Source organism: Bradyrhizobium betae (genome assembly GCF_008932115.1).
Classification (GTDB): Bacteria; Pseudomonadota; Alphaproteobacteria; order Rhizobiales; family Xanthobacteraceae; genus Bradyrhizobium; species Bradyrhizobium betae.
This window is the reverse complement of sequence record NZ_CP044543.1, coordinates 3,296,389-3,320,376: the sequence shown is the minus strand read 5'-3', so window position 1 is coordinate 3,320,376 and position 23,988 is coordinate 3,296,389. Positions and strand designations below refer to the sequence as shown.

Annotated in this window: 22 protein-coding genes and 2 tRNA genes; 6 read left to right on the top strand and 18 right to left on the bottom strand. The window is 65.6% G+C overall.

All coding sequences use genetic code 11. The annotated features are described in order from the left end of the window. Nucleotides 1-3: 3 nt before the first annotated feature. The gene (locus F8237_RS15865) at nucleotides 4-336 is read right to left on the bottom strand and encodes a DUF167 domain-containing protein (protein ID WP_151646030.1); all 333 of its coding nucleotides are present in this window, start codon (nucleotides 334-336) and stop codon (nucleotides 4-6) included. Between the two features lie 14 nt (nucleotides 337-350). Continuing rightward, complete coding sequence (locus F8237_RS15860; RefSeq protein WP_151646028.1) at nucleotides 351-641, bottom strand: YggT family protein; 291 nt, start codon at nucleotides 639-641, stop codon at nucleotides 351-353. 203 nt (nucleotides 642-844) lie between these two features. Between F8237_RS15860 and F8237_RS15855 the strand changes: the two genes are divergently transcribed. Further along, a tRNA-Ala gene (locus tag F8237_RS15855) sits at nucleotides 845-920 on the top strand. Nucleotides 921-1,028: 108 nt separating this feature from the next. On the opposite strand, the gene F8237_RS15850 is transcribed toward F8237_RS15855, so the two are convergent. From F8237_RS15850 to F8237_RS15820, 7 genes are all read right to left on the bottom strand, one after another. Then, a complete protein-coding gene (locus F8237_RS15850; RefSeq protein WP_151646026.1) occupies nucleotides 1,029-1,841 on the bottom strand; it encodes an enoyl-CoA hydratase in 813 nt (270 codons plus the stop codon). A gap of 98 nt (nucleotides 1,842-1,939) precedes the next feature. Then, nucleotides 1,940-2,734: a glutamine amidotransferase gene (locus F8237_RS15845; RefSeq protein ID WP_151646025.1), complete on the bottom strand. Its 795-nt coding sequence runs from the start codon at nucleotides 2,732-2,734 to the stop codon at nucleotides 1,940-1,942. Between the two features lie 116 nt (nucleotides 2,735-2,850). After that, on the bottom strand, nucleotides 2,851-3,630 hold the full coding sequence (locus F8237_RS15840; protein ID WP_151646023.1) for an SDR family NAD(P)-dependent oxidoreductase: 780 nt from the start codon (nucleotides 3,628-3,630) through the stop codon (nucleotides 2,851-2,853). Nucleotides 3,631-3,858: 228 nt separating this feature from the next. After that, on the bottom strand, nucleotides 3,859-4,347 hold the full coding sequence (locus F8237_RS15835; RefSeq protein WP_151646021.1) for a tellurite resistance TerB family protein: 489 nt from the start codon (nucleotides 4,345-4,347) through the stop codon (nucleotides 3,859-3,861). Between the two features lie 219 nt (nucleotides 4,348-4,566). Next, nucleotides 4,567-5,976, bottom strand: a complete 1,410-nt coding sequence (locus F8237_RS15830; RefSeq protein ID WP_151646019.1) for an adenylate/guanylate cyclase domain-containing protein — start codon at nucleotides 5,974-5,976, stop codon at nucleotides 4,567-4,569. Between the two features lie 49 nt (nucleotides 5,977-6,025). Next, a complete protein-coding gene (locus F8237_RS15825) occupies nucleotides 6,026-7,393 on the bottom strand; it encodes a cytochrome P450 (RefSeq protein WP_151646017.1) in 1,368 nt (455 codons plus the stop codon). A 35-nt stretch (nucleotides 7,394-7,428) separates the two neighbouring features. Further along, nucleotides 7,429-8,799: a hydrolase gene (locus tag F8237_RS15820; protein ID WP_151646015.1), complete on the bottom strand. Its 1,371-nt coding sequence runs from the start codon at nucleotides 8,797-8,799 to the stop codon at nucleotides 7,429-7,431. Nucleotides 8,800-8,950: 151 nt separating this feature from the next. Between F8237_RS15820 and F8237_RS15815 the strand changes: the two genes are divergently transcribed. Further along, nucleotides 8,951-10,639 carry an MFS transporter gene (locus tag F8237_RS15815; protein WP_151646013.1) on the top strand — a complete coding sequence of 563 codons (1,689 nt, stop codon included), beginning with the start codon at nucleotides 8,951-8,953 and terminating at the stop codon, nucleotides 10,637-10,639. 116 nt (nucleotides 10,640-10,755) lie between these two features. On the opposite strand, the gene F8237_RS15810 is transcribed toward F8237_RS15815, so the two are convergent. Both F8237_RS15810 and F8237_RS15805 read right to left on the bottom strand, forming a co-directional pair. Next, a complete protein-coding gene (locus F8237_RS15810) occupies nucleotides 10,756-10,971 on the bottom strand; it encodes a hypothetical protein (protein ID WP_151646011.1) in 216 nt (71 codons plus the stop codon). Nucleotides 10,972-11,156: 185 nt separating this feature from the next. Continuing rightward, nucleotides 11,157-11,504 (bottom strand): hypothetical protein, encoded by a 348-nt coding sequence (locus F8237_RS15805; protein WP_151646009.1) that lies wholly within the window; start codon nucleotides 11,502-11,504, stop codon nucleotides 11,157-11,159. A gap of 254 nt (nucleotides 11,505-11,758) precedes the next feature. Here F8237_RS15805 and F8237_RS15800 point away from each other — a divergent pair, with 254 nt between their 5' ends. Beyond that, nucleotides 11,759-12,820 carry a polysaccharide deacetylase family protein gene (locus tag F8237_RS15800; protein WP_151646007.1) on the top strand — a complete coding sequence of 354 codons (1,062 nt, stop codon included), beginning with the start codon at nucleotides 11,759-11,761 and terminating at the stop codon, nucleotides 12,818-12,820. A 137-nt stretch (nucleotides 12,821-12,957) separates the two neighbouring features. Here the strand turns inward: F8237_RS15800 and F8237_RS15795 are convergent, their stop codons facing one another. The 6 genes from F8237_RS15795 to F8237_RS15770 all read right to left on the bottom strand — a co-directional run bounded on the left by F8237_RS15795 (nucleotide 12,958) and on the right by F8237_RS15770 (nucleotide 19,912). Further along, complete coding sequence (locus tag F8237_RS15795; protein ID WP_151646005.1) at nucleotides 12,958-13,347, bottom strand: hypothetical protein; 390 nt, start codon at nucleotides 13,345-13,347, stop codon at nucleotides 12,958-12,960. A 138-nt stretch (nucleotides 13,348-13,485) separates the two neighbouring features. Next, nucleotides 13,486-15,828: a hypothetical protein gene (locus tag F8237_RS15790; RefSeq protein ID WP_151646003.1), complete on the bottom strand. Its 2,343-nt coding sequence runs from the start codon at nucleotides 15,826-15,828 to the stop codon at nucleotides 13,486-13,488. Nucleotides 15,829-15,906: 78 nt separating this feature from the next. After that, a tRNA-Thr gene (locus tag F8237_RS15785) sits at nucleotides 15,907-15,982 on the bottom strand. Nucleotides 15,983-16,082: 100 nt separating this feature from the next. Continuing rightward, nucleotides 16,083-17,804 carry a heme biosynthesis protein HemY gene (locus F8237_RS15780; RefSeq protein ID WP_151646001.1) on the bottom strand — a complete coding sequence of 574 codons (1,722 nt, stop codon included), beginning with the start codon at nucleotides 17,802-17,804 and terminating at the stop codon, nucleotides 16,083-16,085. Nucleotides 17,805-17,840: 36 nt separating this feature from the next. Then, on the bottom strand, nucleotides 17,841-19,085 hold the full coding sequence (locus F8237_RS15775; protein ID WP_151645999.1) for a COG4223 family protein: 1,245 nt from the start codon (nucleotides 19,083-19,085) through the stop codon (nucleotides 17,841-17,843). A gap of 65 nt (nucleotides 19,086-19,150) precedes the next feature. Then, a complete protein-coding gene (locus F8237_RS15770; RefSeq protein ID WP_151645997.1) occupies nucleotides 19,151-19,912 on the bottom strand; it encodes a uroporphyrinogen-III synthase in 762 nt (253 codons plus the stop codon). A 164-nt stretch (nucleotides 19,913-20,076) separates the two neighbouring features. On the opposite strand from F8237_RS15770, the gene tsaD reads away from it, so the two are divergent. The 3 genes from tsaD to F8237_RS15755 are packed head-to-tail and all read left to right on the top strand — an operon-like array spanning nucleotide 20,077 to nucleotide 22,549. Beyond that, nucleotides 20,077-21,150: a tRNA (adenosine(37)-N6)-threonylcarbamoyltransferase complex transferase subunit TsaD gene (gene tsaD, locus F8237_RS15765; RefSeq protein ID WP_151645995.1), complete on the top strand. Its 1,074-nt coding sequence runs from the start codon at nucleotides 20,077-20,079 to the stop codon at nucleotides 21,148-21,150. Between the two features lie 2 nt (nucleotides 21,151-21,152). Beyond that, on the top strand, nucleotides 21,153-22,133 hold the full coding sequence (locus F8237_RS15760; RefSeq protein ID WP_151645993.1) for an NAD(P)H-dependent glycerol-3-phosphate dehydrogenase: 981 nt from the start codon (nucleotides 21,153-21,155) through the stop codon (nucleotides 22,131-22,133). 2 nt (nucleotides 22,134-22,135) lie between these two features. Further along, nucleotides 22,136-22,549: an EVE domain-containing protein gene (locus F8237_RS15755; protein ID WP_151645991.1), complete on the top strand. Its 414-nt coding sequence runs from the start codon at nucleotides 22,136-22,138 to the stop codon at nucleotides 22,547-22,549. Nucleotides 22,550-22,665: 116 nt separating this feature from the next. On the opposite strand, the gene F8237_RS15750 is transcribed toward F8237_RS15755, so the two are convergent. Further along, nucleotides 22,666-23,835, bottom strand: a complete 1,170-nt coding sequence (locus F8237_RS15750) for a DNA topoisomerase IB (RefSeq protein ID WP_151645989.1) — start codon at nucleotides 23,833-23,835, stop codon at nucleotides 22,666-22,668. Nucleotides 23,836-23,988: the final 153 nt, after the last annotated feature.

Sequence of the window (23,988 nt, the reverse complement as noted above, 5' to 3'; positions counted from 1 at the left end):
CCCTCAGTCGCTTGATTGGGCTGATGCGAGCTGGCGCAGGGCTTCGCCGAGCCGCACCGGATCTCCGTCGACCGCGATCTGCTTCAGCCGCGAGGTCGCCCCGGATAGCAATTTGACAGCGGCCTTGGGGACACCAAGCGATTTCGCCAGCAGGACCAGAACGGCCTTGTTGGCTTCGCCGCCATCGGCGATCGCGCGCACCCGCACCTTGAGTACGCTGCGGCCGTCGGCCAGCTGCTCGATCCCGTCGATGGCGTCCCGGCCGCCGCGCGGCGTCACCCGCAGCGCGATGCTGATTCCTGCGGCCGCATAGCGCCAGGGCTCTTTCGCAACCAAGGCGCTCCGCCTGCTTAGATCACGTTCGGGTAGATGTAATACAGGATCACCCGCTCGGTGAACATGATGAGCAGGATCAGGATGATCGGCGAGATGTCGAGGCCGCCGAGGCTGGGCAGGAAATTGCGAATCGGCGCCAGCACCGGCTCGGTGATCCGGTACAGGAACTCCGCCACCGCCGAAACGAACTGGTTGCGGGTGTTCACCACGTTGAAGGCGATCAGCCAGGACAGGATCGCGGAGGCGATCAGCAGCCAGACGTAGAGGTCGAGCACGATGATGACGATGTCGAGAACGGCACGCATGGCTTTTAAGAACTCTGGCTTTTGAAAACTCTGGCTGCGGTCAGGATTGACGCCTTTTGCTAGATATCGGTTCCGTCAGGCCCAAACAAGGGAAGTCGGTGCCGGGATGGCTAAAACCGGGTTACACCCGTCCTTGACTTGACCTTGCCGGGGACTTAAATGGCGCCCGGTTGTCGGCCGCATTAACCAGAGCGGCCAGCAAAGGGGCCATAGCTCAGCTGGGAGAGCGCGTCGTTCGCAATGACGAGGTCGGCGGTTCGATCCCGCCTGGCTCCACCAGCCTTCGCAGGCTACGCCTGCTTCGGCTCGGCAAGCCGCTTCGTAGCGAAGGCTGCCGCGGCGTAGCCCGCAGGGCGAAGCCGGGCTGCCTCCTCAGATCCCCGCCCCCTACTTCCCCGTAAACCTCGGCGGCCGCTTCTCCATGAAGCTGGCGACGCCCTCCCGGAAATCGCTGCCGTTCAGCGCCACCATCATCTCCCGGTTCGCCTCGATCGTCGCCTCGGCCAGGGTCTGGAACGGCACCTCGTAGAGCTGCCGCTTGATCACGGCCATCGCGCTCGGGGACACCATGTCGGCGAGGTCGCGCGCATAGGCATAGGTCTCATCGCGCAGCTTCTCGGGCGAGCAGAGCCGGTTGACCAGGCCGATCCGCAGCGCCTCGTCGCTTCCGACGCGCCGGGCCGAGAGCAACAGATCCATCGCATTGGCATGGCCGACGATGTGCGGCAGCATCCAGGACATGCCATGCTCGGCGATGAGCCCGCGCCGCGCGAAGGCTGTCGTGAACACGGTGTTGTCGGCGGCAAAGCGCAGGTCGCAATAGAGCGCGTGGACGAGGCCGATGCCGGCGGTGGCGCCGTTGAGCATGGCGATGACCGGTTTTCCAATCGACGGATAGAACCCGTAGCGCGTCTGCCAGTCGGGACGGCGGTTCATGTCGAACGGCGGCAGGTTCGATGCGCGCCTGACGTCGTTGGGATCGAGCCCCTTCAGCGCATCCATGTCGGCGCCGGCGCAGAAGGCACGGCCCGCGCCGGTGAGCACGATGACGCGGACATTGTCGTCGGCGCTCGATGCTTCCATCGCGTGACGCACGTCGCGCTCCATGACCGGCGTCCACGCATTCATACGATCGGGGCGATTGAGCGTGATGGTCGCGATCTTGTCGCTCACCTCATAGAGAATGTGTTCGTAAGCCATGACGCTCTCCCTTTGCTGCCGGCGCGCGTTCGCGCGCGCTCGTTAGGAACGAGCCTAGCATATCCAGGGATGAGGCAAGGGCTTGCGCGAAGCCGCGATCACTCGGCGGCTTGCGCCAGCACCGGCCGGCGCGCCAGCCAGCCGTCGATGAAATGAGCAAGCCAGGCGCGTTCGGCGGCATCGTAGACCGCACGATCCGCGAAATGATGATGCCGCTGCCGCGCGCCAGGCGCGCTGAGACCGTCATAGCCGCGCGTGGTCCAGCAATGCATCATCGCGTAGGTCACATCAGGGTGAAATTGCAGGCCGAAAGCATTGCCCGTGCGGAACGCCTGAACCGGAAAATCATCGCCTTCCGCAAGCAGCTCAGTGCCGACGGGCAGGTCGAAGCCTTCGCGATGCCAGTGATAGACCTGCGCCGGCCAGGCCGGGCAGAGCGCATGCCCCGCGGCGGTCGGACGGATCGGGTAGTAGCCGATCTGGGTCAGCGCCTGCGCGTGCGGCGCGACGCGGGCGCCTAACTGCATCGCCAGCATCTGCGCGCCAAGGCAGATGCCGAGGAACGGCCGCTGTTCGCGAAGCGGAATTTCGATCCAGTCGATCTCGCGGCGGATGTAGTCGTCGGGATCATTGGCGCTCATCGGCCCCCCGAAGACCACGGCACCGGCATGCCGGTCGAGCGTGTCGGGCAGGGGATCGCCGAAGCGGGGCCGGCGGATGTCGAGGCGGTGGCCGAGCGCGCGGAGCGCATTGCCGACGCGGCCCGGGGTCGATGATTCCTGATGCAGAATGATGAGAACCGGCAACTTCGTTGCGGAGGCGGCCGCGCCCGGCGTCCTTCTCGTGAAGGGCACCACCTCTGCGCCACCAAACCTGTCCGTCCGGAACGACATGGCCTCTGCGAGTGCTATCGGTTCAGACCATCAGCATAGCTAAGCGATGGTTAACATCGTGTGAGTTCGCGCACACACGCTCCGAACGGAGCAAGCTCCGGGCCACTCCGGACGCTTCAGTGCCTCTGCCGCTGGAACCGACTTGTTGCGGACAGGATGAAGCCGCGCGGGAAGAAACGCAGCGCGAACGGCACGATCTTGATGCCGAGGCCAGGCAGCACTGCCCGTTTGTTGGCCATCAGCCCACGATAGGCCTGCTGCGCCACATCGGCCGCGGGAACATTGAGAAGGGCCGTATTGTGTCCGGATCCAACGCGAGCACGGGCCTGGAATTCAGTGGGCACCGGACCCGGGCAAAGCACCGTGACACGAACCCCGCGCGGCGCGAGCTCCGCCCGCAACGCCTCGGTCAGAGAAATCACATAGGCCTTGGATGCGTAGTACACCGCCATGCCGGGGCCAGGCAGAAAGCCGGCGACAGAGCCGACGTTGAGAAGACCGCCCTTGTTCCTGATGAGCTGATCGGCGAAGCGCAGGGACAGTTCCGTCAGAGCCCGGACGTTGACATCGACGATGCCAACCTGCTCGGCGCGATCGCACTCGATCGCATCACCGAACACGCCGAAGCCGGCATTGTTGACGAGATGATCGAGCTCGACGCCTTCGGCGGCGAGCGCGGCGGCGATCTTCTCGCCGGCATCGGCTTGCTGGAGATCGCAGGCGATCACGATCGGCTTCTTGCCGCCCTTGGCAGCGAGCTCGTTCGCGAGCGCCTCCAGCCGGTCCGCCCGCCGCGCCGTCAGCGCGAGACGGTGTCCATTCGCGGCGAACACACGCGCCAGCTCCGTGCCTATGCCCGCAGAGGCACCGGTGATCAACGTTACCCGCTCAGTCACGATCGAAGTCTCTTGAATTGACGTTTTTTGGCCCCGCAATGGCGGAACGAGAGCATAGGCCGTGCGCGGCAGGCAAGCGGCGCTCGCAGCATGGCGGTTTGAGCGGGCGACAGGGAGAGCGGAAAACCGCGGATTTGCAGGGGAATCCGGAACCCGGGTGGTCCCGAGCTACATTAAAGTTTCGTCATGTGGTCCGCACAACCGGCAATATCGCCGTGCTGGCGCGGTTCAGCCGCCGACGGCGCCATCCTTGACCTGGCCGCCGACCCGGTCCGCGACCGCATGCTTCAGGTCGATCCGGTCGCGCTGCGAAATCCCGAGCAGGTCGGAGGCCCGCCAGACCACGTTGTCCTCGAACTCGGTGACCTGGCCGTCGGCATAGACCAGCTCCCACATCATCTGGACGATCCGCTTGCGGCCCTCTTCGTCGAGCGAGCGCATGATGACGCTGGTGAAGTGATAGAGGTCGACCGCCTCGCCCTCGACCTGGGTCGCATCCGCGATCAGGCGGTCCGCCGTGCCGCGATCGAGCCCGAAATGGCTTTCGATCAAATTGTGCAGCTTGCGCTGCTCGGCCGCCGTCGGCTGGCCGTCCAGCGAGACCACGTGAACCAGCAGCGCGGTTGCCGCCAGCCGGTAGTCGCTGTCGCCGAATGCGCGGTCCCCGGCATGGGGAGCGACAATGTCGGCGATGAATTGGCGCAGGCCGTCGAGCATGAGGTCCTACCGAAATCGATGAAGCCGCGAGAGGGGTGCAGCGTTACCAGCATTATATGAGCAGGAAACTCAACCGGCGCAACGTGCGTCAGTTCCGCGCGCTGCATTACGTTTCGGCAATCTGGGTGCCGTCATTCCGAGGCGCGCGGAGCGCGAACCCGGAATCTCGAGATTCCGGGTTCGATGCTAACGCATCGCCGCGGAATGACCGGTTAAGGCTCACGGAATCTCGTACACCACCATCTTGTCGGCGATGCCGCGCAGCGCGGCCTGCTTCTGGATCGGCCTGATCTCGCGCTGCTTCAACACTTCCGCCACGGCCGGCGCATCCAGCACCGGGCCGGTGATGTGGATCTCCTGCGCGGTCGACAGGCTCTGCACGCGGGCGGCGATGTTGACGGTCTGGCCGAAATAATCCTGCCGCTCGTTGAGCATCACCGCCAGGCACGGGCCTTCATGGATGCCGATCTTGACGATGAGATCGTCGGTGCCGCGCTTCTTGTTGAGCTCGTCCATCGCCGCGCGCATCCGCAAGCCGGCGACGATGGCGTGCTCGGGGCGGACGAAGGTCGCCATCACGGCATCGCCGATCGTCTTCACCACCGCGCCCTTCTCGGAGGAGATGATCTCGAGCAGCGCGTGGAAATGCGCGCGCACGAGATCGAAGGCGGCAAGATCGCCGACGCGCTCGTAGAGTGTGGTCGAACCCTTCAGATCGGTGAACAGGAAGGTCAGCGACGTGATCTGCAGACGCTGGTCGAGACTGAGATTGTCCGCCTTGAACACGTCGCGAAAGGTCTGGTTCGACAGCATCCGCTTGGCGGTGAGGAACGGCTTGCGCTTGCCGATGAGGTGATGAAGCGCCTCCGCCGCGATGAACACCGACGGCAGCACACGCACGCCGGCCTGGTTCTCCAGCGACAGCCGCAACGGTCCCGGCCGCATGGTCGTGGTCCCCGTCGGGGCCTGCACCCTGTTGTACATGATGGCGAGCTGCTGGCGGTCCTTGGTCGGCTCGCCCTGAACGTCAATGAAATGGGCGGCGTGCGTCACCGGCTCGAAGATGATGATGAAGTCGTTCGGCAGCTGCAGCGACATGGTCGCCTTTTCACCCGCCGGCAGCTCCATCGTATCGAGCGTCACCTCGTTGGCGAGCGTCGCGAACGATTCCTTGTTGAAATCGACGCCGGAACTCCAGAACACCTGCCTGAAATAATCCCACACCGGAAGCGTATCAGGATCGTGCGCCGCGATGCGCCGCACGCACGGGTTCACGGTGAAGGAGACCTCGACCTGATCGTCGACCGAGGCCTTGTAGCCACAGGCACAGAGCGCGCAGTGATAGTCGTCGGGCTTGAGCGCCTTCAGGGTCGAATGCGCCCCCAGCACGCCGCCGCAGCCCGGGCACAGCACGTTCCAGCCGAGATCGAACAGCCCGAGCCGCGCCGAATGCAGGAAGCCCGAAATTGCCTGCTCCTCGTCCAGACCGTGCTCCCTGGAAAAATCGAGGACGTTGACCCGGTTGAGCTCGTGATCCTCACCATCATCGATCAGGCGCGCGATCGCATCGACCACCTTGGCGTCGGCGGTCTGCTTCAGAACGGAAAACTGGGCCTGGATGTCGCTCATGGCGTAACTCTATCAGGATGGATCACGCCATCGGCCAGACCAACGTCTGTCACCGGCGGGTGATACGGAACGGGGGTGAACGATCCGGCTGGGTCGTGACGACGCCATGGGGAATCACGGGAATGCTGTCGGCAAGCTCGACGCGGAACGCGCCGATCAACCGCGCCAGCGCCAGCACGGACTCGGCCTGCGCGAACGGCGCGCCGATGCAGACGCGCGGGCCAGCGCCAAACGGCAAATAGGCGAAACGATCGGACGCCTCTTTCGACATGAACCGTTTCGGAATGAACGCGTTCGGCTGGTCCCACAGCTTCTCGTGCCGGTGCAGCAGCCAGGGCGCGATCATGATGATGTCGCCCTTGCCGATCTCGACGCCGGCCGCGTTGTCCTTCTCGCGCGCGGCCCGCGCGACCAGGAAGGCGGGCGGATAGAGCCGCATCGTCTCGTCGATCACCGCACGGGTGAGTTTCTGGCGATCGATGTCGGCCATGCTGTCGAGATGTTCGCCGCGTGTCTCGGAGGCCACCTCCTCCTGCGTATCGGGATCGAGCGCGAGCAGATAGAGCGCCCAGAACAGCGCCGTCGCGGTGGTCTCGTGGCCGGCGAGAATCATGGTCGCGACCTCGTCGACCAGCTGTTCGTCGGAAAAGCCCTTGCCGGTTTCGGGGTCGCGCGCCGCATCCATGAGATCGAACAGGTCGCGCGGCGGCGCTCCGTCCTTCTTGCCCATCGCGCGCCGCTCGGCGATCAGCATGGCGACGAATTCGGTCCAGCGCTTGCGGAAACGGGCGCGGGGAAAATCCATCGGGCTCGGCCACGACACCGGCAGCAGCATGTCGAGGAAATACGGCCGACCGAGCCGCTCGCCATATTCCACGACGAAATTGCGCAAGGCCGGGCCGTGTCGGTCCATGCCGAACGAGAACATCGTACGCCCGGCGATCTCCAGCGTCATGCGTTGCATGATTTCGCGCAGGTCGACCGGCGCGCCCGACTGCGCATCGAGCTTCGCGATGGTCTCGTCGAGCACCGCCGTCATGTGCGGAACGAGGTTCGCAGTCGCGCGCGGCGTGAAGGCCGGCGCGAGCGTGCGGCGCTGAAACGTCCAGGCCTGGCCTTCCGCGATCAGGAGGCCTTCGCCGAGCACGGGACGCAGCATGCGGATGCCAGCCGGCGTGCGCGTGTAGTTTTCGTAGTTGCTGAGCAGCACATGCCGGATCGCATCCGGACGATTCAGGATGAAGCTGTGTTGCAGGAAGAAGCGTCCCTTGATGACGTCTTCCTCATAGGCGCGCTGCCCCCAGGTCGCGATCATGTTCTGCCGGAGGAGCGCGACCCGGCCGAGGAACGACATGTCGTCGGGTGCACGCGGCGGGGTCGGAGGGACGATGGGCCGACGCACACTGGCGATATTCATGGCTCCCTCCCGAGAGATGTGACGCAGGCAAATAGCTAATAAGTCAGTTCGGCAATCGCAATCCTGTTCTCGGACGCAGGCCAGAGGCGTGCCACAATTCGTTCTTCGCCGAACTGAGCCACGATGTTACGCCCGACTTCGCTCGCCGGAAGGCGCAGGGTCGCTGCCGAATCCGTGGGCACGCCCGGCTTGACGTCCTTCGGCTCCTTGCCGTCCAACAGCACGACGTCCCGCGGCAGCCCGAAATAGCCGCGCGGCCGCGACATGATCACGACCGCCCCGGCATCCTTATCAGCCGCCCCGAGCGGGCGCGCGGCGCGCAAATGGACAATTTCAGACGAACGCGCGAAGGGCGAGCGGTAGATATGCGTCGTCGGCGCATCCGGCGACGCGAGGACGAATTCGAGCGACCAGGACGGCTCGACCTGCGCAGGACCCCAGCGGCCGTCCGCGCCGGTCTTCGCGCTGTGCAGGGCATTGCCCATGCGCTCACCGGTTTCGGGGTCGACGCGGAAGATATCGACGGTTGCACCGGCCACCGGCCGATTGGTCGACACGCCACCCGGCGTGCCCGAGACGAGACCGCTCAACCGGACGCTCTGCTCCGGCACAATCGCGATCCGTGCAGGCTCGCGCCCTGCGATGAACTTGTAGATCTCGCGGAAGGCTCTGGGGTGGAACGCCACCTCGCGATGATCGAGCGCGCCGAGCACCAGATTGGTGGCCCCCTTCAGTTCGGGGCCTTCAACGGTGACCCCGGTCGACGTGCCGGGCTTGCCGATGAAGCGGCCGTCGGCCTGCGCATATTTGTCCATGCCGTCGCTGCGCAGGGTGAGGAAGGCCGTGCCCGGCGTCACCTCGATCTCGCCCTCGTTCAAACCGCGCAGGAACGCGCCGCGGCCGTTGAATTCGCTGTTGGGCTGATCGTCAGTCGCGAACACGCCGTGATTGGGCGTGCCGCACAGGACGGCGTGGCTGACATCCCCGGCACCGCCGTTCTTGATGACATTGCGAATGGCATAGCCGCCGCGCGAACTGCCAACCAGCGCCACGCGGGACGCGCCCGTGCGCCGCTTCAACCCGGCGATGGCGCCGGCGAGCTCGCGGCGCTGGTCCTCGGTCGAGGAGCGGTTGGCCTGCTCGACCTTGTCGTCGCTACGCGCATTGGGATCGGTGAAATTGATCGCCATCATGCGATCGCGCGCGATGCCGTTGGATTCCATCCGCCACAGCGTCGTCATCCAGAGCGCGTCATAATCGCCATTGCCGTGGACGAACAGGATGGGCGGCGGCTCGGCGCTTTGCGCCGCGGGCGCACTCTGGGCCAGCGCGCCCGTCCGCAAGCTCGCAATTGCGAAGGGCAGGGTGCCCGCCCCTTGCAGGATGGTGCGTCGCGACAGCTTCATGTGTTCCTCCCGGCAAAACCTCGAGTCTTTGCACCGCTTATACCGGCCTAACCACTGGACAGCGAAGGACTTTCGCAGGCATCACTGAACTTGCCGGAATCACCCAGGGACCGCTCCCAGAGCACTTCTGCCATCCGATATGGAAGGGGATATGACCGAGCAGACGAACCGTCAGAAAATTGCGGCCGACGGCATCACCGCCCCGCTGCGGTACACCTTGTTCCGGCGCATCTGGCTCGCCAGCCTGCTCTCCAATCTCGGCCTGCTGATCCAGGGCGTGGGCGCGGCCTGGGCGATGACGCAGATGGCGGCCTCGGCCGACAAGGTCGCGCTGGTGCAAACCGCGCTGATGCTGCCGATCATGCTGATCTCGATGCCGGCCGGCGCGATCGCCGACATGTATGACCGCCGTATCGTCACCTTGATTTCGCTCGCGATCGCGCTGGTCGGTGCGACAGCGCTGACGGTGCTGGCCTGGCTCCAGCTGACTACCCCGGAAACGCTGCTCGTCTTCTGCTTCGTGGTGGGCAGCGGCAATGCGCTGTTCGGACCGGCGTGGCAATCCTCGGTCAGCGAGCAGGTTCCGCCCGAAGCCCTGCCGTCGGCCGTCGCGCTGAACGGCATCAGCTACAATATCGCACGCAGCTTCGGTCCCGCGGTCGGCGGCGTCATCGTCGCCTCGCTCGGCGCGGTAGCGGCCTTCGCCTGCAATGCGATCCTCTATTTGCCGCTGCTGGTGGTGTTGCTGCTGTGGCGGCGCAACACCGAACCGTCACGCCTGCCGCGGGAAAAGCTCAACCGCGCCATGGTCTCGGGCTTCCGCTACATCACCAATTCGCCGCCGATCAAGATCGTGCTGTTGCGCACATTGGTGATGGGGCTGATCGGCGGCGCCGTGATGGCGCTGATGCCGCTGGTCGCGCGCGACCTGCTCCATGGCGGCGCGCAGACCTACGGCATCATGCTCGGCGCCTTCGGCATGGGCGCGGTCATCGGCGCGCTCAACATTCACGAACTGCGCAAGCGCATGAGCGGTGAGGCCGCGATCCGCGCCTGCACCATCTCGATGGCGTTCGCGATGGCAGCGCTCGCGGTCAGCAACGAGCCGGTGCTCACCGCGGCTGCGCTGGTGCTCGCGGGCGCGGTCTGGATGGCCGCGATCGCACTGTTCAATATCGGCGTGCAGCTCTCGGCGCCGCGCTGGGTCGCCGGCCGCTCGCTCGCGGCGTTCCAGGCCTCGATCTCCGGCGGCATCGCGATCGGCGCCTGGGGCTGGGGCCATCTCACCGACTATGCCGGCGTCGAAATCGCGCTACTGACGGCCGCCGGTCTGATGCTGATCTCGCCGGTGCTCGGCTTCTGGCTCACGATGCCGCGCGTCGGCGCCCGCAACGAGGACGCCGACGTGCTGGCCGATCCCGAGGTGAAGCTGTCGCTCACCGGCCGCAGCGGACCCCTGGTGGTCGAGATCGAATACCGGGTATCTCAGGAGAACGCGCGCGCCTTCCACAACGTGATGCAGGACGTGCAGCTCTCCCGGCAGCGCAACGGCGCCTATGGCTGGTCGATCGCGCGCGACATCGCCGATCCCGAATTGTGGACCGAGCGCTATCACTGCCCGACCTGGTTCGACTATCTGCGCCAGCGCAACCGTTCGACCCAATCCGAGCGCGCGCTGCATCAGCAGGCGATCGATTTCCACGTCGGCCCCGATCCGGTGCGGATCCGCCGCATGCTGGAACGGCCGTTCGGCTCGGTGCGCTGGAAGGAAGAGACGCCGGATCGCGCAGGCGCCGAGGTGTTGCCAGTGGTTGCGAGCGCGGCGGGAAGCAGCACCTAATTTGGATCGTCATTCCGGCGCCGTCAGGCGCGAGCCCGGAATCCATTCCTCCAAGCGTATGCTGCTCGATGGATTCCGGGTTCGCGCTTTGCGCGCCCCGGAATGACGGCGGTGGTTTACTGCCCGTGATCCGTCAGCACCTTTTCGCAGCCCTTGCTCAGCTTCGGGCGATTCTGCTTCAGGCAGGCGAGCACGGCGCCATCGCCATTGTTCATGACCGGACGACAGAAGCGCGTGACATCGCGCGCGCAGGCGTCCTGTCCGGGCTGATGCTGCGCCGATGCGCCCGATGCGCACAGGAGCAAAGGAAGAATGAAAAGGAATCTGGTCATCGCGTAATGCCTCTTACCCGGAAGATCTGCGGGCGAAGCTAGTGCGACGATCTCTCAGCCGCAACGGCTTTATTGGCGGGCTGCATGGCGCCGCCGCGTGGCCCCGGCTTGATACCGGGGCACATCGCGAGGGGAGCTCGATGACGACGACGCGCGATGCGTCGCGCGCGCTTGCTGGTTGCCTCTTACTGACTGTCCTGGGCGTCAGCGACCTTGCGTGAGGCGCCCTTGGCGAGATCCTTGTCCATCACGGCGCGGCAGCCGGCGCTCAGGTCTGTGCGGTGCTTCATCATGCACGCCGTGATCTTCGGGATGTTGGGGATTTCCGACGAGCACAGGCGGAAGGCGTCGCCGGTGCACTGCTGCTGGGCTTCGGCCGAGAAGGCGAAGCTCGAGGTCGTCGAGACGATCGAGACGATGGCGGCAAAGCCCAGAGCCAGGCTGGTGTCGCGAATCTTGCTCGTCAGGGACTTGGTAGAGGACTTGGTAGAGGACTTGGCAGAGAACGACTTGGTGTTCAGCGAGGTGGTCATTTGAAGCTCCCATTGGCGCCGCCGTGGCGAACGCCCGTTGTTGATGGGACTGACGATGCTCCAGCAAAACACTTTCGACTGTGATGACGGTCACGGGCCACACCCGGAATGTGACATCGGTCACGTTGGCGCACCCTGCTGAAAAACCGGCGCAAACGCCGTCGTGTTGGTGTCACGTTAACTGTTCCTTCGCATTAATAGCCGGGCGCGCGGGAAAATCCGCCGGTTTGGTTGCGTAATTGGAAAGAGTAGCGATGCGTAATGCGTTGGGCCTGATGCTGGCCAGTGTAGTTGCGGCGGTCGTGATCGCCGCCGGCGGTTGGTTTTATTATTCCTCGATCGCCGATCAGGGCGCTCCCAAGACAATTGCCGCCCGTGCCGCCGATCCATTGCCGGCACCGGCCAAGCTTGCCGCCAAGGATGACGTCTCAACCACCGCGACGATCGCGGCCAAGCCGACGGCAATGGCTCAGGCAGCGGTCCCTGCGCCCGCTCCGGCGATGCCGATGCAGCCGAAGCAGGCCTGCGCCAATCCGAACGCGCTGGGCGTTTCCCGCGTGGTCGAGATCGACACCACCGGCGGCCCCGGCTTCGGTTTCGAAACGTTCAAGCAATTCGACTTCCTCACCGACAAGGAGGTCGTGCTGACCTTCGACGACAGCCCGTGGCCGGTCAACACGCCCGCGGTGCTGAAGGCGCTCGCGGATGAATGCGCCAAGGGCCTGTTCTTCTCGGTCGGCAAGCATGCGAGCTGGCATCCGGAAATCCTGCGCCAGGTGCTGGCCCAGGGCCATACGGTCGGCACGCACACCTGGTCGCACCTCAATCTGAACAGCAAGAAGTTGACGGAGCAGCAGGCCAAGGACGAAATCGAGAAGGGTTTCAGCGCCGTGAAGCTCGCGCTCGGCACCAATCCGGCGCCGTTCTTCCGCTTCCCGCAGCTTCAGCACAATCCGGCCATGGTGAGCTATCTCGGCACCCGCAACGTCGCGATGTGGTCGACCGATCTGGATTCCTTCGACTTCAGGAAGGGCGCCACCCCCGAGAAGATCGTCGAGACGGTGATGACCAAGCTCGACAAGCTCGGTAAGGGAATCATCCTGATGCACGACTTCCAGAAGCACACCGGCGAGGCGCTGCCGACCCTGCTCGCGCGGCTGAAGGCCGGTGGTTACAAGATCGTGCAGATCAAGGCCAAGACGACCTTCCAGTCGCTGCCGGAATATGACGAGGCGGTGCTGAAGGATATGAAGGTGCCGACCGCCAGCACGACCACGCGTCCGATCTCGAGCGTGGTGCAGACGGTTTCGCAGTAAGCGCGATCGATCCGATCCAAAACTTTCACGTTATGGCCGGGCTTGTCCCGGCCATTCACGTTTTTGGATCAGCAACAAAGACGTGGATGCCCGGGTCAAGCCCGGGCATGACGGAGTTTGTGGTGGCGAACGCCCGCTTACCAGTAGATGCCGTGACGATGCAGCTCGCCGATGATGCGGCGCTCGGTCCAGGCGTGCTGGTGCTTCGGCTTGCTCGCTTTCGCCGTCGTCTTTGCCACAGGCTGGGTTGCGGTCGGCGCTGAAGCCGTCGTGGTCACGACAGGCGCGGCCGCTGCAGCGGGCGCAGGGGCAGCGGCGGGAGCCGGAGCAGCCGGGATCGCCGGCGGGCGATCGACATATTTCGGAGCCTCGACGACCGGCGCGACGTCGCTGATTTGCGTCGTCGGGGCAGTGGTCGTCGTGGCTTGCGGAGCCGCCGTTGCCGTGGACAGCGACAGGCTGCGGTCGCCCGCATGGGCAGACGCGGAAGCCAGGAGCATGGCGGCAACCAGAATGATCTTGCGCATGTGAAATCTCCCCGTGTTTGCGTGACCGGGACATTACGGGAGATACGGCCGGGATTATGTGATGGAAATCACATGGATGGGCGTGACCCTGGAAGCGCCGGCCGGCATGATTGTTCGCGCAGCAGCACCGCCAATTTACTATCGGCGCAAACTCAACTCCCTGATGGCGAAGCCAAGTTCGCGTGGATCGCCCTGGAAATGTGTGGGCGCATTGATCTCGATTTCCAGTCGCAGCTTCTCGTCGCCCGAGAACTGCTCGAGCGAACGGGACAGCACCGATTGAGGCGGTGATCCGGCGTAAATCTCCGTACCATTGACGCGCAGTATCATCCGGTCCCCGGACAGCGGCATCGGCCATAGCCGGAATTGCAGCGATAGTGCCGGAGACGGTGTGTTGGGAAGTTCGACCATGACCTTCGGGCCCGCCCACTGGAGATCGCCGCCCGGCGTCTTTTCACGATCGTATAGCCCGGACCTGATGATTTGTGCCGGCGTTCGCGGTCCGAGGTCGAGCTGGTTGCGGCGCCCGTTCAGAAAATCGCGCACCGTATGCTCGGCAGAGAGATCGATGAGCTTTCGTCCGCTGGCTTCCACCAATCGATCCGCCGATGCGAGGCAATCGAATTGCTCCCAACCCGTTGGAAAATAATCGCTGACCGACCTGCGTCCCGGCCAACCCGTCGGCTTCGGTGCGGCCCATGGAACGTCGGCTTCGACGGCAAGACGCCGCAGGAGATTGCGCATCATCGGGTTCGACGTCTCGATCACGAGGCCCTTGCAGGCACCAATCTCCACGCCAAGTCGATGATAGTCCCAGTCAAGCGACGCCTTTTGCATCTCCACTTGGGCGGACGCAGTCGGCAGCCCCGGCAATCCATGGCCGGTGACCAGGAAAGGCCTCGCCAGGCCGAGGCACAGATGGCCGAACACGACGATGCGGCTCATGATGGCGCCGGTGGAATGATCTGGTGCCGTCGCCAGCGGAGCGATGACGAGCGTGAACAGCAGCGGCGCGACCATGGCCAACCCCTTGCCCGCAGCCCAGCCATGACCCGTCGCCAATATGCCGAGTGGGACAACGCAGCCGACAATGCTGCCGAGCCAAAAACGGGTCCTGGCCAAGTCAGGATCGACGCGCCAGGCCCGCAGAATCGTAGCTGCGATATTCATCAGCAGCGTCGCGACGCAGCCATACAGGATGAGCTTCCAGACGACGGCGAGCGCAACCGGCCAACCATAGGCCGGCAGGATCGCAAACAGACCAAGCGCGGCGATGACGGCCTCGATCGGCCATGAAAACCAAGCATAGATCAACTGGCCGAGACTGCTCGACGGGGCGATGATGACATCCAGATAAGACTCTTCGCGCCCGAGCAGATAGCGCTGGAAGTATTGCCACCAATCCGGCGTTTCGCCGGCTGCCTGACTCAAAACCCTTGCGACATAGGCTCCTGTTCCCGACCACAGCGGCGCACATATCAGGAGACCCAGGCCAATTCCGCCACCCATTCCAGCGGCGGCGGGTATGGTCTGCCGGACACCGCGATGACGGAGAGCGACGACGGAAGCGGTCGCGATCGCCGGTCCGTAAACGGTGAGCGGCTCCGGATACAGGAAGAAGACGCCGGCGATCAGTGCGGCGAAGACTGCCATCATACGGCCGATCGCCGCGATACCGATGCCGAACCGATCTTTGTCGAAAGCGAGAACGGCGAGACCGAACACCAGCAGGAACAGCGGTTGCCCCGCCAGTTGCGACATTGCGTTGATATCGAAGACGTACTGCTCGAAGAATCCGATCGTGAGCGCCGCAGCGCAGATGGCCGCCGCCCGCGGTTCAAGCGACAGCACGTTCCTGAAGACGAACAATGCCGCGAACAGCATATTGATCTGAAACGCGACCATATACGGATAGGCACAATCGACGACACTGCCGCGCGTCAGCGTCGCGATCGCGCCAAGCATCATCGACACCGCGCCGCGCCAGTCGATGAACCACAGAGCCATCGGGAAGATTGGGTCCGGCAGGACGGCGTCTGAACGGCTGACCAGATCGGCATAATCGACAGCTCTATATGCGACCGCCGCGCCGACGTAGAGCATGTGGTCGTAGACGTTGCCCTGGAACACCCGGAAGCGCGCCCCGCCTGTCCATGCCGGCGCCAGGCATAGGATGACGACGAGCAGGATCGACAGCACACCGACGACGGCGATGCGGCGAGGAATCGCAACCGGATTGCGGACCAGAAACGCCGCAGCGAGCGCAATGCCGGCGATCGGAAGAAGCACCATGGTCATCCATGGAGCGATGATGCCGTGAACGTAAAAGACAGCCGTTGCCGCAGCCAGCAGCCCGACGCCAAGCGGAGGAGCAAGTGCCCATCGAACCGAAAACCGGTGCGATGGAAGGAGCAGGCAGAAAGGCAGGCCGATGCCGCCGAACGCCAGCATCGCAATGACAACGACCAACACGTCATGCATTTGATGGGTCTGCGTGCGGACTTGAGGAAGAACCGTTCGACGGTCTTGTGGCGTCGGGTAATCTCGACCGGCGGGCGCTGGTGCCGCAAGAGGGATTCGAACCCCCGACCCCGTCATTACGAATGACGTGCTCTACCAACTGAGCTATTGCGGCTAACCTTGCCGGGGCCCGGGCGATGCCGGCTCCGATACGCGCGCTTCTGATATCGGGCATGGCCCGAATTGGCAAGGACAAGCGGGGCGCGAAATGCGGCTCACGCGCCCCAGCGGGACCAGAATCCGCGCCAGCCGCCGGCCTGGGCTTTGGGCGTGCCGATTTGTTCCGTAAATTCATCGCTCGGCCCCTCGTCATCGATCCCGGGATCATCTGGAGCGCGGACGATCGGGAGGACGGCGGAAATCGGGGCAGACGCGGCCTTGCCGAGGTCGGCACGCGTCCTGAACACCGGGGTTGCCGCCACGGACGATGATTCGGCGGGCGCGGGGGCCGGCTCGGCCGGTGTGACCGCCGGCTCTTCCAGGGCGGCCAGCGGTGAATTGTCCTGTGCGGCGGGAGTCGACGCAGCCGAAGCCGGTTCCACCGGATTGTCGCTCGGGGCCGCCGTCACCCGCTTCGGCGGCGGGGCTGCCAGCATGGCTTCCTCGAACGCCGAGGACTCAATCGTCGTGCCCCTGTCCGAGGGCAGGCTCGCGACCGGCGTCTGCCACTGGAAGGCATCGAGCCGGCCGGTGACCGGCGAAACCGGACGCCAGCGGTCGCTGACATAGCCGTCCGCGGTCCAGGCCGGATCGTGGCGGGCGCGCACGGCGCGCAAGGTCCAGGCGCGGGCGCGGCCACCGTCGCCATGCTCGGTGCGCTCGATCTCGGCCATCAGCAGCGCAACGCGCTGGGTCGGATCGTTGACGTAAGGCGCCAGCACCGCGCGGGCGCGCGCGAACTCGGAGGCATCGATCGCGGCGCGCGCGATCGCGAGCTGGCCCTCGACATGCCCTGCCTTGTCGGCCGGCGTTTTCGCCGCGAGCGTCTCGACCCGCTGCAGGCGCTGCCGCGCGGAATCGCCGAGCTTCACATGCGCATAGGCATCCGCAAGATCGGGATGCGGATTGGCGAGCCAGGCCGCTTCGACCAGCTTCATGGCGCGGCGCACCTGATGCGCCTCGCTCTCGAATTTCGCGGCGAGCACCGCGGCCGGCACCAGGGTCGGTGCCAGCTTGATCGCCTCCATCACGCTCTCGCGCGCGACGTCGCGGTCCATGGTCTCGAGCTCCAGCGCCCGCGCAGTGAGCAGCACGCCGCGCTGGCGGCGATAGGCCTGCTTGTCGATCAGGCCCGCGGACAGATTCGAATCGAGGATCGCAAGCGCTCCGCTCCAGTCGCCGCGCGCGCAGCGGAATCCGAGCACCGCATGCGAGGCCCAGGTCGAGGACGGCGACAGCTTGATCGCTTCCTCGGCGATCATGACGGCGCCGACCGCATCGTCGGCGCGCTGCGCCTCGATGAACAGGCCGCGCAGACCAAGCAGCCGCGTATCCTCGCGCTCGGCCATGGCGCGGAAGGCGCGCTGCGCTTCGTCGCGATTGCCTTCGAGCTGCGCCGACTGCGCGTGAAGCAGCAACGCGAGCGGATCGTTTCCGGCGAGCCGCCGCGCGGTGTCGGCATGCCGGCGGGCGAGCGCGGTATCACCGTGACCGATCGCGAGCAGGCCGTGGGTGATGGCGTGGCGTCCGCGCGCGTGGCGTTTCTCGCGACTGCGGCGGCGCAAACGCCCCGGCGTGCGCCAGAGCGTCGTCAGGATGCTCCAGAGCAAGACAACCGCCACGGCAAACACGCCGAGAAGGAGCACGAACGCCGGAATGGTCGGCGAAGCTCGCCAGCCGCCCCAGGTCATCACGACCTCGCCGGGCTGCTCGGCGACCCAGGCCGCGCCTGCACCTGCGAGTGCAATCAAAACGAGGAAGAGGACGATGCGGAGCATGACGATCCCTATACGCGCAGATTGTTGCGCGAACCTTTATTGAGCGGGCTTGACGAGATCCGCCATGGCATCGTCGGCGAATTTGCGGGACGCGGCGAGCGCGGCATCGCGGGCATCGGACTTGTCGAGCCAGGCCTGCGCCGGCGCGCGATCGGCCTCGGACAACGTCTTGAGCTCGCGCCGCGCTTCGACGAAGTCGTTGCGCAGCGCCGCGGCCGTCACCCGCGCGACGATGGCGCCGCGGTCGTTGCCGACGCCATCAGTACGCTCGATGCGGACGAGCTTCGACGCTCCTGCCTGGAGACGCTCGACGATGCCGGCGTTGGCCGCGGGAGCTTCCGGCGGCGGAGAGAGCTTTGGCACGATATTGAGCAGCTCGCGGCTCAGCGCGACCGGCGTCGGGATGCCTGACGATGCGAAGGTATCGAGCGGCTTCAGCACATCCGGCTTGCTCGCCAGCGACCGCGCCGCGGACAACTGCGACTGATACGGGTCGCCATGCCGAACGGCGACGTCGAGCAGGGTCGCCGCCACCACATGGCGCAGCGGCTTGTCGTCCATCTTCTCGCCCTGCCGTGCCAGCTCGGCGCGCTCGGTTTTACTGGCGCGCTCGAGCACCTCGACGCGGTTGGCGAGATCGGAAGATGCTGCAACATCGCGCGGCGCGGATTTCGCGTCGTTCAACGCGCTCGCGGTCTTGTCGGATTGTGCCCGCAGATTGGCGACGTCGCCGCGCAACGCGCCGACCAGTTTTTCCAACGCGTCGATCCGCGCCACGATGGCAGGATCCGCCGCGGGCTTGGCAGTTCTGGTTTCGACCGCGGCCACGCGTCCGCTCAGCGCGTCGACCGTCGCGCTGGTCACCTGCGGCGCGGCGGGCGGCGCCTGCACGGCAGGCCAGCCCAGCACCCAGCCCACCGCGATCACGATCGCGGCTCCGGCCGCGCCGGCGAAGGGAGCAATGACCCAGGGTGACACCGGCGTGGACGCGACCACAGCGGCAGCGGCGGCCGCCGCCTCGGCGTGATCGGGCTGCTGGTCAGGCTTGACGAGGTCAGGCTTGGCGAGGTCAGGCTTGGCTTCGTCGGCACCGACCGGCTCGTGCGCGGCCTGCTCGGGGGCCGGCTCAGCCTCGGGCTCGCCCACCGTCTCGCGCGGCTGGGTGGACACTTCGGTCGCCTCGAGGTCGATGGTGGGCGGCGTGCGCTTGGCGCGGCCGGATTCGGGAGCGATTTGTAAGTCTTCAGGTTTGCCTGCGTCTTCAGGCTTGTCGTCGGCCATCGTGACGGTTCCTCACACTTACATGCCCTAAACGGACCCGATTGCGTCGGATTCGGCCCGACCTCTTACGCCAAACGGGTGCGCAAAGCACGCTCCAAGGCATCAAACAGGGCATTTTCGTCCGGGCTCGCGGCCACCAGAACCTGTGACGCACCGGCATCGCGCAGCACGCTGGCGACCGTCTCGGACAGGCAGCATTGCGGGATCGCCAGCGCCGAGATTTCGACGCCTTCGTCCCGCGCGGCATCCAGGAAGGCTCGCGCGCTGCGCCGGGAGTAATGCAGCACCGCCTCGATCCCATGGGTGGCAAAGCCGTCGCAAACCTCGCGCGGCAGCACCGTGACCGGAGCCATGCGATAGGTCGTCTGCGTCACCACATTGAATCCTTCGGCGCCAAGTTCCGCGCCGAGATCGCGCGACAGATCGGCACCGGCCAGATACAGCAGCGTGCTTTTCTTCTTCAGCACCTTGTCGCGCGCGCTCTGCATCACTCTGTCGCGCAAGGCTGCGGCATCGCCGGCCGCGACGATCACCTCGGCAAAGCCGGCGGCGCGCGCCGCGGCAGCCGTATGCTCGCCGACCGCAAACAGCGGCAGCTTCAGCAGCCCAAGGTTCTTCAAGCCAGAGTCCTGCAATTGCGGCGCGACGGCCCGGATCGCATTGCCCGATGTGACGATGATGGCGCTGTAGTTCGCTTCACTCTCGTCATGGAAGGCGACCGGCTCGAACTTGAGCACCGGCGCGAGCAGCACCACATGACCCCGCGCGCGCAAATTCTCCGCCGTCGCCTCATTGTCGGGATGCGGCCGTGTGACAAGAATGGACATCGCAGGTGTTCCGGAAACCAAGTGGCAGTGACGCATTGACGAGGATGGATGCGCGTGACGATTGCGCAAGCCGACCCCGGAATGCTACCGGACGTACCAGAACTCTGCTTTGCGGATGAGCGCAAGGGGGGTGAGAAGGGCGCAAATTGGATAACAATTCGCCAATGCTGGTACTGGGCATCGAGACCACCTGCGACGAGACCGCCGCGGCCGTGATCGAGCGCGCGCCTGACGGCAGCGGCAGGATCCTGTCCAACATCGTGCGGTCGCAGGTCGAGGAGCACGCCCGCTTCGGCGGCGTCGTGCCCGAGATCGCCGCGCGCGCACATGTCGACCTGCTCGACGGCATCATCGACCGCGCGATGCGCGAGGCCGGGATCGGCTTCGCCCAGCTTGATGGCGTCGCGGCGGCCGCGGGGCCGGGGCTGATCGGCGGCGTCATCGTCGGACTCACTACCGCGAAGGCGATCGCGATGGTTCATGACACGCCGTTGGTCGCGGTGAACCATCTCGAGGCGCATGCGCTGACGCCGCGCCTGACCGACGGAGTTGAATTTCCCTACTGCCTGTTCCTCGCATCGGGCGGCCATACCCAGATCGTCGCGGTCACCGGCGTCGGCCAGTATGTGCGGCTCGGCACCACGGTCGACGACGCCATCGGCGAGGCCTTCGACAAGGTCGCGAAGATGCTGGGCCTGCCCTACCCGGGCGGACCGCAGGTCGAACGCGCCGCGGCCAGCGGCGATGCCACGCGCTTTGCATTTCCGCGGCCGATGCAGGGGCGCCCCGATGCCAACTTCTCGCTATCGGGGTTGAAGACGGCGGTGCGCAACGAGGCGAGCCGGCTCGCCGAGATCACGCCGCAGGACATCAGCGACCTCTGCGCAAGCTTCCAGGCCGCCGTGCTGGACTCCACCGCCGACCGGCTGCGGGTTGGCTTGAGGCTTTTCCGCGAGCGGTTCGGCGCACCGCATGCGCTGGTGGCGGCCGGCGGCGTCGCCGCCAATCAGGCGATTCGTGGCGCGCTGCACGACGTGGCGCGGCAAGCCGGAACGCAACTGATCATGCCGCCGCCCGCGCTCTGCACCGACAACGGCGCGATGATCGCCTGGGCCGGCGCCGAACGCCTCGCACTCGGCCTGACCGATACGATGGAAGCGCAGCCCCGCGCGCGCTGGCTGCTCGACGCAAACGCCACGGCGCCGGCGGGCTACGGCAAGACGCGGGCGGGATATTGACGATGGCTGCGTTCGACTCGGTCGCGGTGATCGGGGCGGGTGCCTGGGGCACGGCGCTGGCGACGGTGGCGGCGCGCGCCGGGCGGAGCGTGACGCTGTGGGCGCGCAATGCTGAACATGCGACGCGGATTGCATCGACCCGCGACAATCCACGGCTGCCCGGCGTTCGGCTGGCGCCGGAGATCATCGTCACGCACGAGCTCGCGCAAGCCGCGCGCGCGGACATGTTGCTGATCGCGACGCCGGCGCAGCATTTGCGCGGCGCGGTCAACATGCTGGCCTCGCATCTGGCAAAGCCGGTGCCGATCGTCGCCTGCGCCAAGGGCATCGAGCACGGCACTCACAAGTTCATGACTGACGTGATCGCCGAAGCCGCGCCGCATGCGCAGCCGGCGATCCTGTCGGGCCCCAGCTTTGCCGACGACGTCGCGCGTGGCTTGCCGACGGCGGTGACGCTGGCAGCGCAGGATGAAGCGCTCGCAAGTGGCCTCGTGCAGGCACTGGGCTCGCCGACGTTCCGACCCTATCATTCCACCGACATCCGCGGCGTCGAGATCGGCGGCGCCGCCAAGAACGTGCTGGCGATCGCGGTCGGCATCGCCGTCGGGCGCAAGCTCGGCGCCTCCGCGCAGGCCGCACTCACGACCCGCGGCTTCGCCGAGCTGACGCGGCTCGGCCGCGCGCTGGGTGCGCGCAGCGAGACACTCACCGGCCTGTCCGGTCTCGGCGACCTGATCCTGACCTGCGCAAGCCCGCAGTCACGCAATTTCGCCCTCGGCCTCGCGCTCGGCCGTGGCGAGCAGCCGCCCGCCGGCAAGCTTGCCGAGGGCGAGTTCACCGCGCCGGTGCTGATCGAGCTCGCGGCTTCGCAAAACATCGAGATGCCGGTATCGGAGGCGGTCGCTTCGATCCTGGGCGGCCGCAGCACGATCGACGCCGCAATCTCGGGGCTGCTGACGCGGCCGTTCAAGGCAGAGGAATGAACATGGCGTACTGGCTGGTGAAATCCGAACCGTCTGTGTGGTCCTGGGACCAGCAGGTGGCGAAGGGTGCCAAGGGCGAAGCCTGGACCGGCGTACGCAATTACACCGCGCGCCAGCATCTCGTTGCCATGAAGAAGGGCGACAAGGCGTTCTTCTATCATTCCAACGAGGGCAAGGAGATCGTCGGCATCGCCGAGATCATCAAGGAAGCTTACCTTGACCCGACCGACAAGGCCGAGAAATTCGTCTGCGTCGACATCAAGGCCGACAAGCCCTTGAAGACGCCGGTGACGATGGCCGCCATCAAGGCCGAGAAAAAGCTCGCCGACATGGCGCTGGTGAAATATTCGCGGCTGTCGGTTCAGCCGGTGACGGCGGAGGAGTGGAAGCTCGTCTGCAAGATGGGCGGGGTTTAGCTCGCTGAACCTGTAGGGTGGGCAAAGCGCAGCGTGCCCACCCTTTCAGACAAAGGTCTGGCTTAAGATGGTGGGCACGGCGCTTTGCGCCTTTGCCCACCCTACGGCAGCGCCGCTTACACCGCCGCGGTCGCGACCACCTGCTGCAACAGCTGCTCGCGCCTGGCCTGCGAACGCTGGCCCTTCATCGTCGCTGCAAAGCGCTCCAGAATGCCGTCCTCGAAGGCGGTGACGATGGTGTCGTGAACGTAGCTCTTGCGGCAGATCGCCGGCGTGTTGGAGAGCTTGTCGGCGGCGGCGCGGATCGCATCCAGCACCTGCTTCTTGCGGCCGCGCTGGCTGGTCGCCGGCGTGATCCGCGACAGCGATTCGACGACGACGGCGGAGGCCATCAGGGTGCGGAAATCCTTCAGTGAAATCTTGATGCCGGCGATCTCGCGCAGGAACGCGTTCACCTGTGTGGTGCTGACCGCGCGCACGATGCCGTAGGCGTCGCGATACTGGAACATGCGCTTGCCTGGAACGCCCTGCAGGATGCCGATCGCGCGCACCAGCTTGGCCGCGTCGCATTCTTTCCGCACGGCCTTGCCGCCCTTCGCCTTGAAGGTCAGCACGAAGCAATCGTCTTCCAGCGTGACATTGGACTTCAGCAGCGTGGTCGCACCGCGCGTGCCGTTGAGGCGGGCATAGGATTCATTGCCGGGACGGATCGCGGTCCGCGCGATCAGCTCGATCACGGCCGAGAGCGCGAACTCGCGGGTCGGCACGTCGCCCGACAGGAACGCGAAAACCTTGCGCCGGATCTTTGGCAATGCGCCGACCAGCTTCGCCAGGCGATGCGCCTTGCGGTGCTCGCGGACTTTCTCCCAATCGGCGTGATAGCGATATTGCAGCCGGCCCGCCGCATCGCGTCCCACGGCCTGCAGATGCGAGCTCGGATCGGCCGAGTAGCGCACCTCGCGATAGGCGGGCGGCACCGCCATGGCATGCAGCCGGCGGATGGTGCGGGCGTCGCGGATATGCGCGCCATTGGGGCGGACGAAGGAATAGCCCTTGCCGCGCTTGATGCGCCGGATCTTCAGTTCGTTCTGGTCGCCGAGCCGCAGGCCAAGCTCCTTCGCGATCGCCTCGACCGTCGCCGCGGGCGCCGTGTCGAACACCTTTTTCGGGCTGGGACGGCCGGAACCGGCCGGTTTCGGCCATTGTCCGAGGGCTTTGGCCAGCGCGACAGCAGCAGGATCGGCCGAAGCGGGCCGTATCGTCCCGAGATTCTGCTGATCCATCATGGTCTTAAGCCTTAGCCCTGTCTGTTGCCGGTCAATGCCGCTGTTCTGATTTTTGTTCCAAGGAGCCCTTGGACGATCTCTTTGGACCCGGGTTAGCCACTTAGGGTGTTCCGAACCGCATTGCGAGTCCCGAATCAGTGAGGAGCGGTTTTT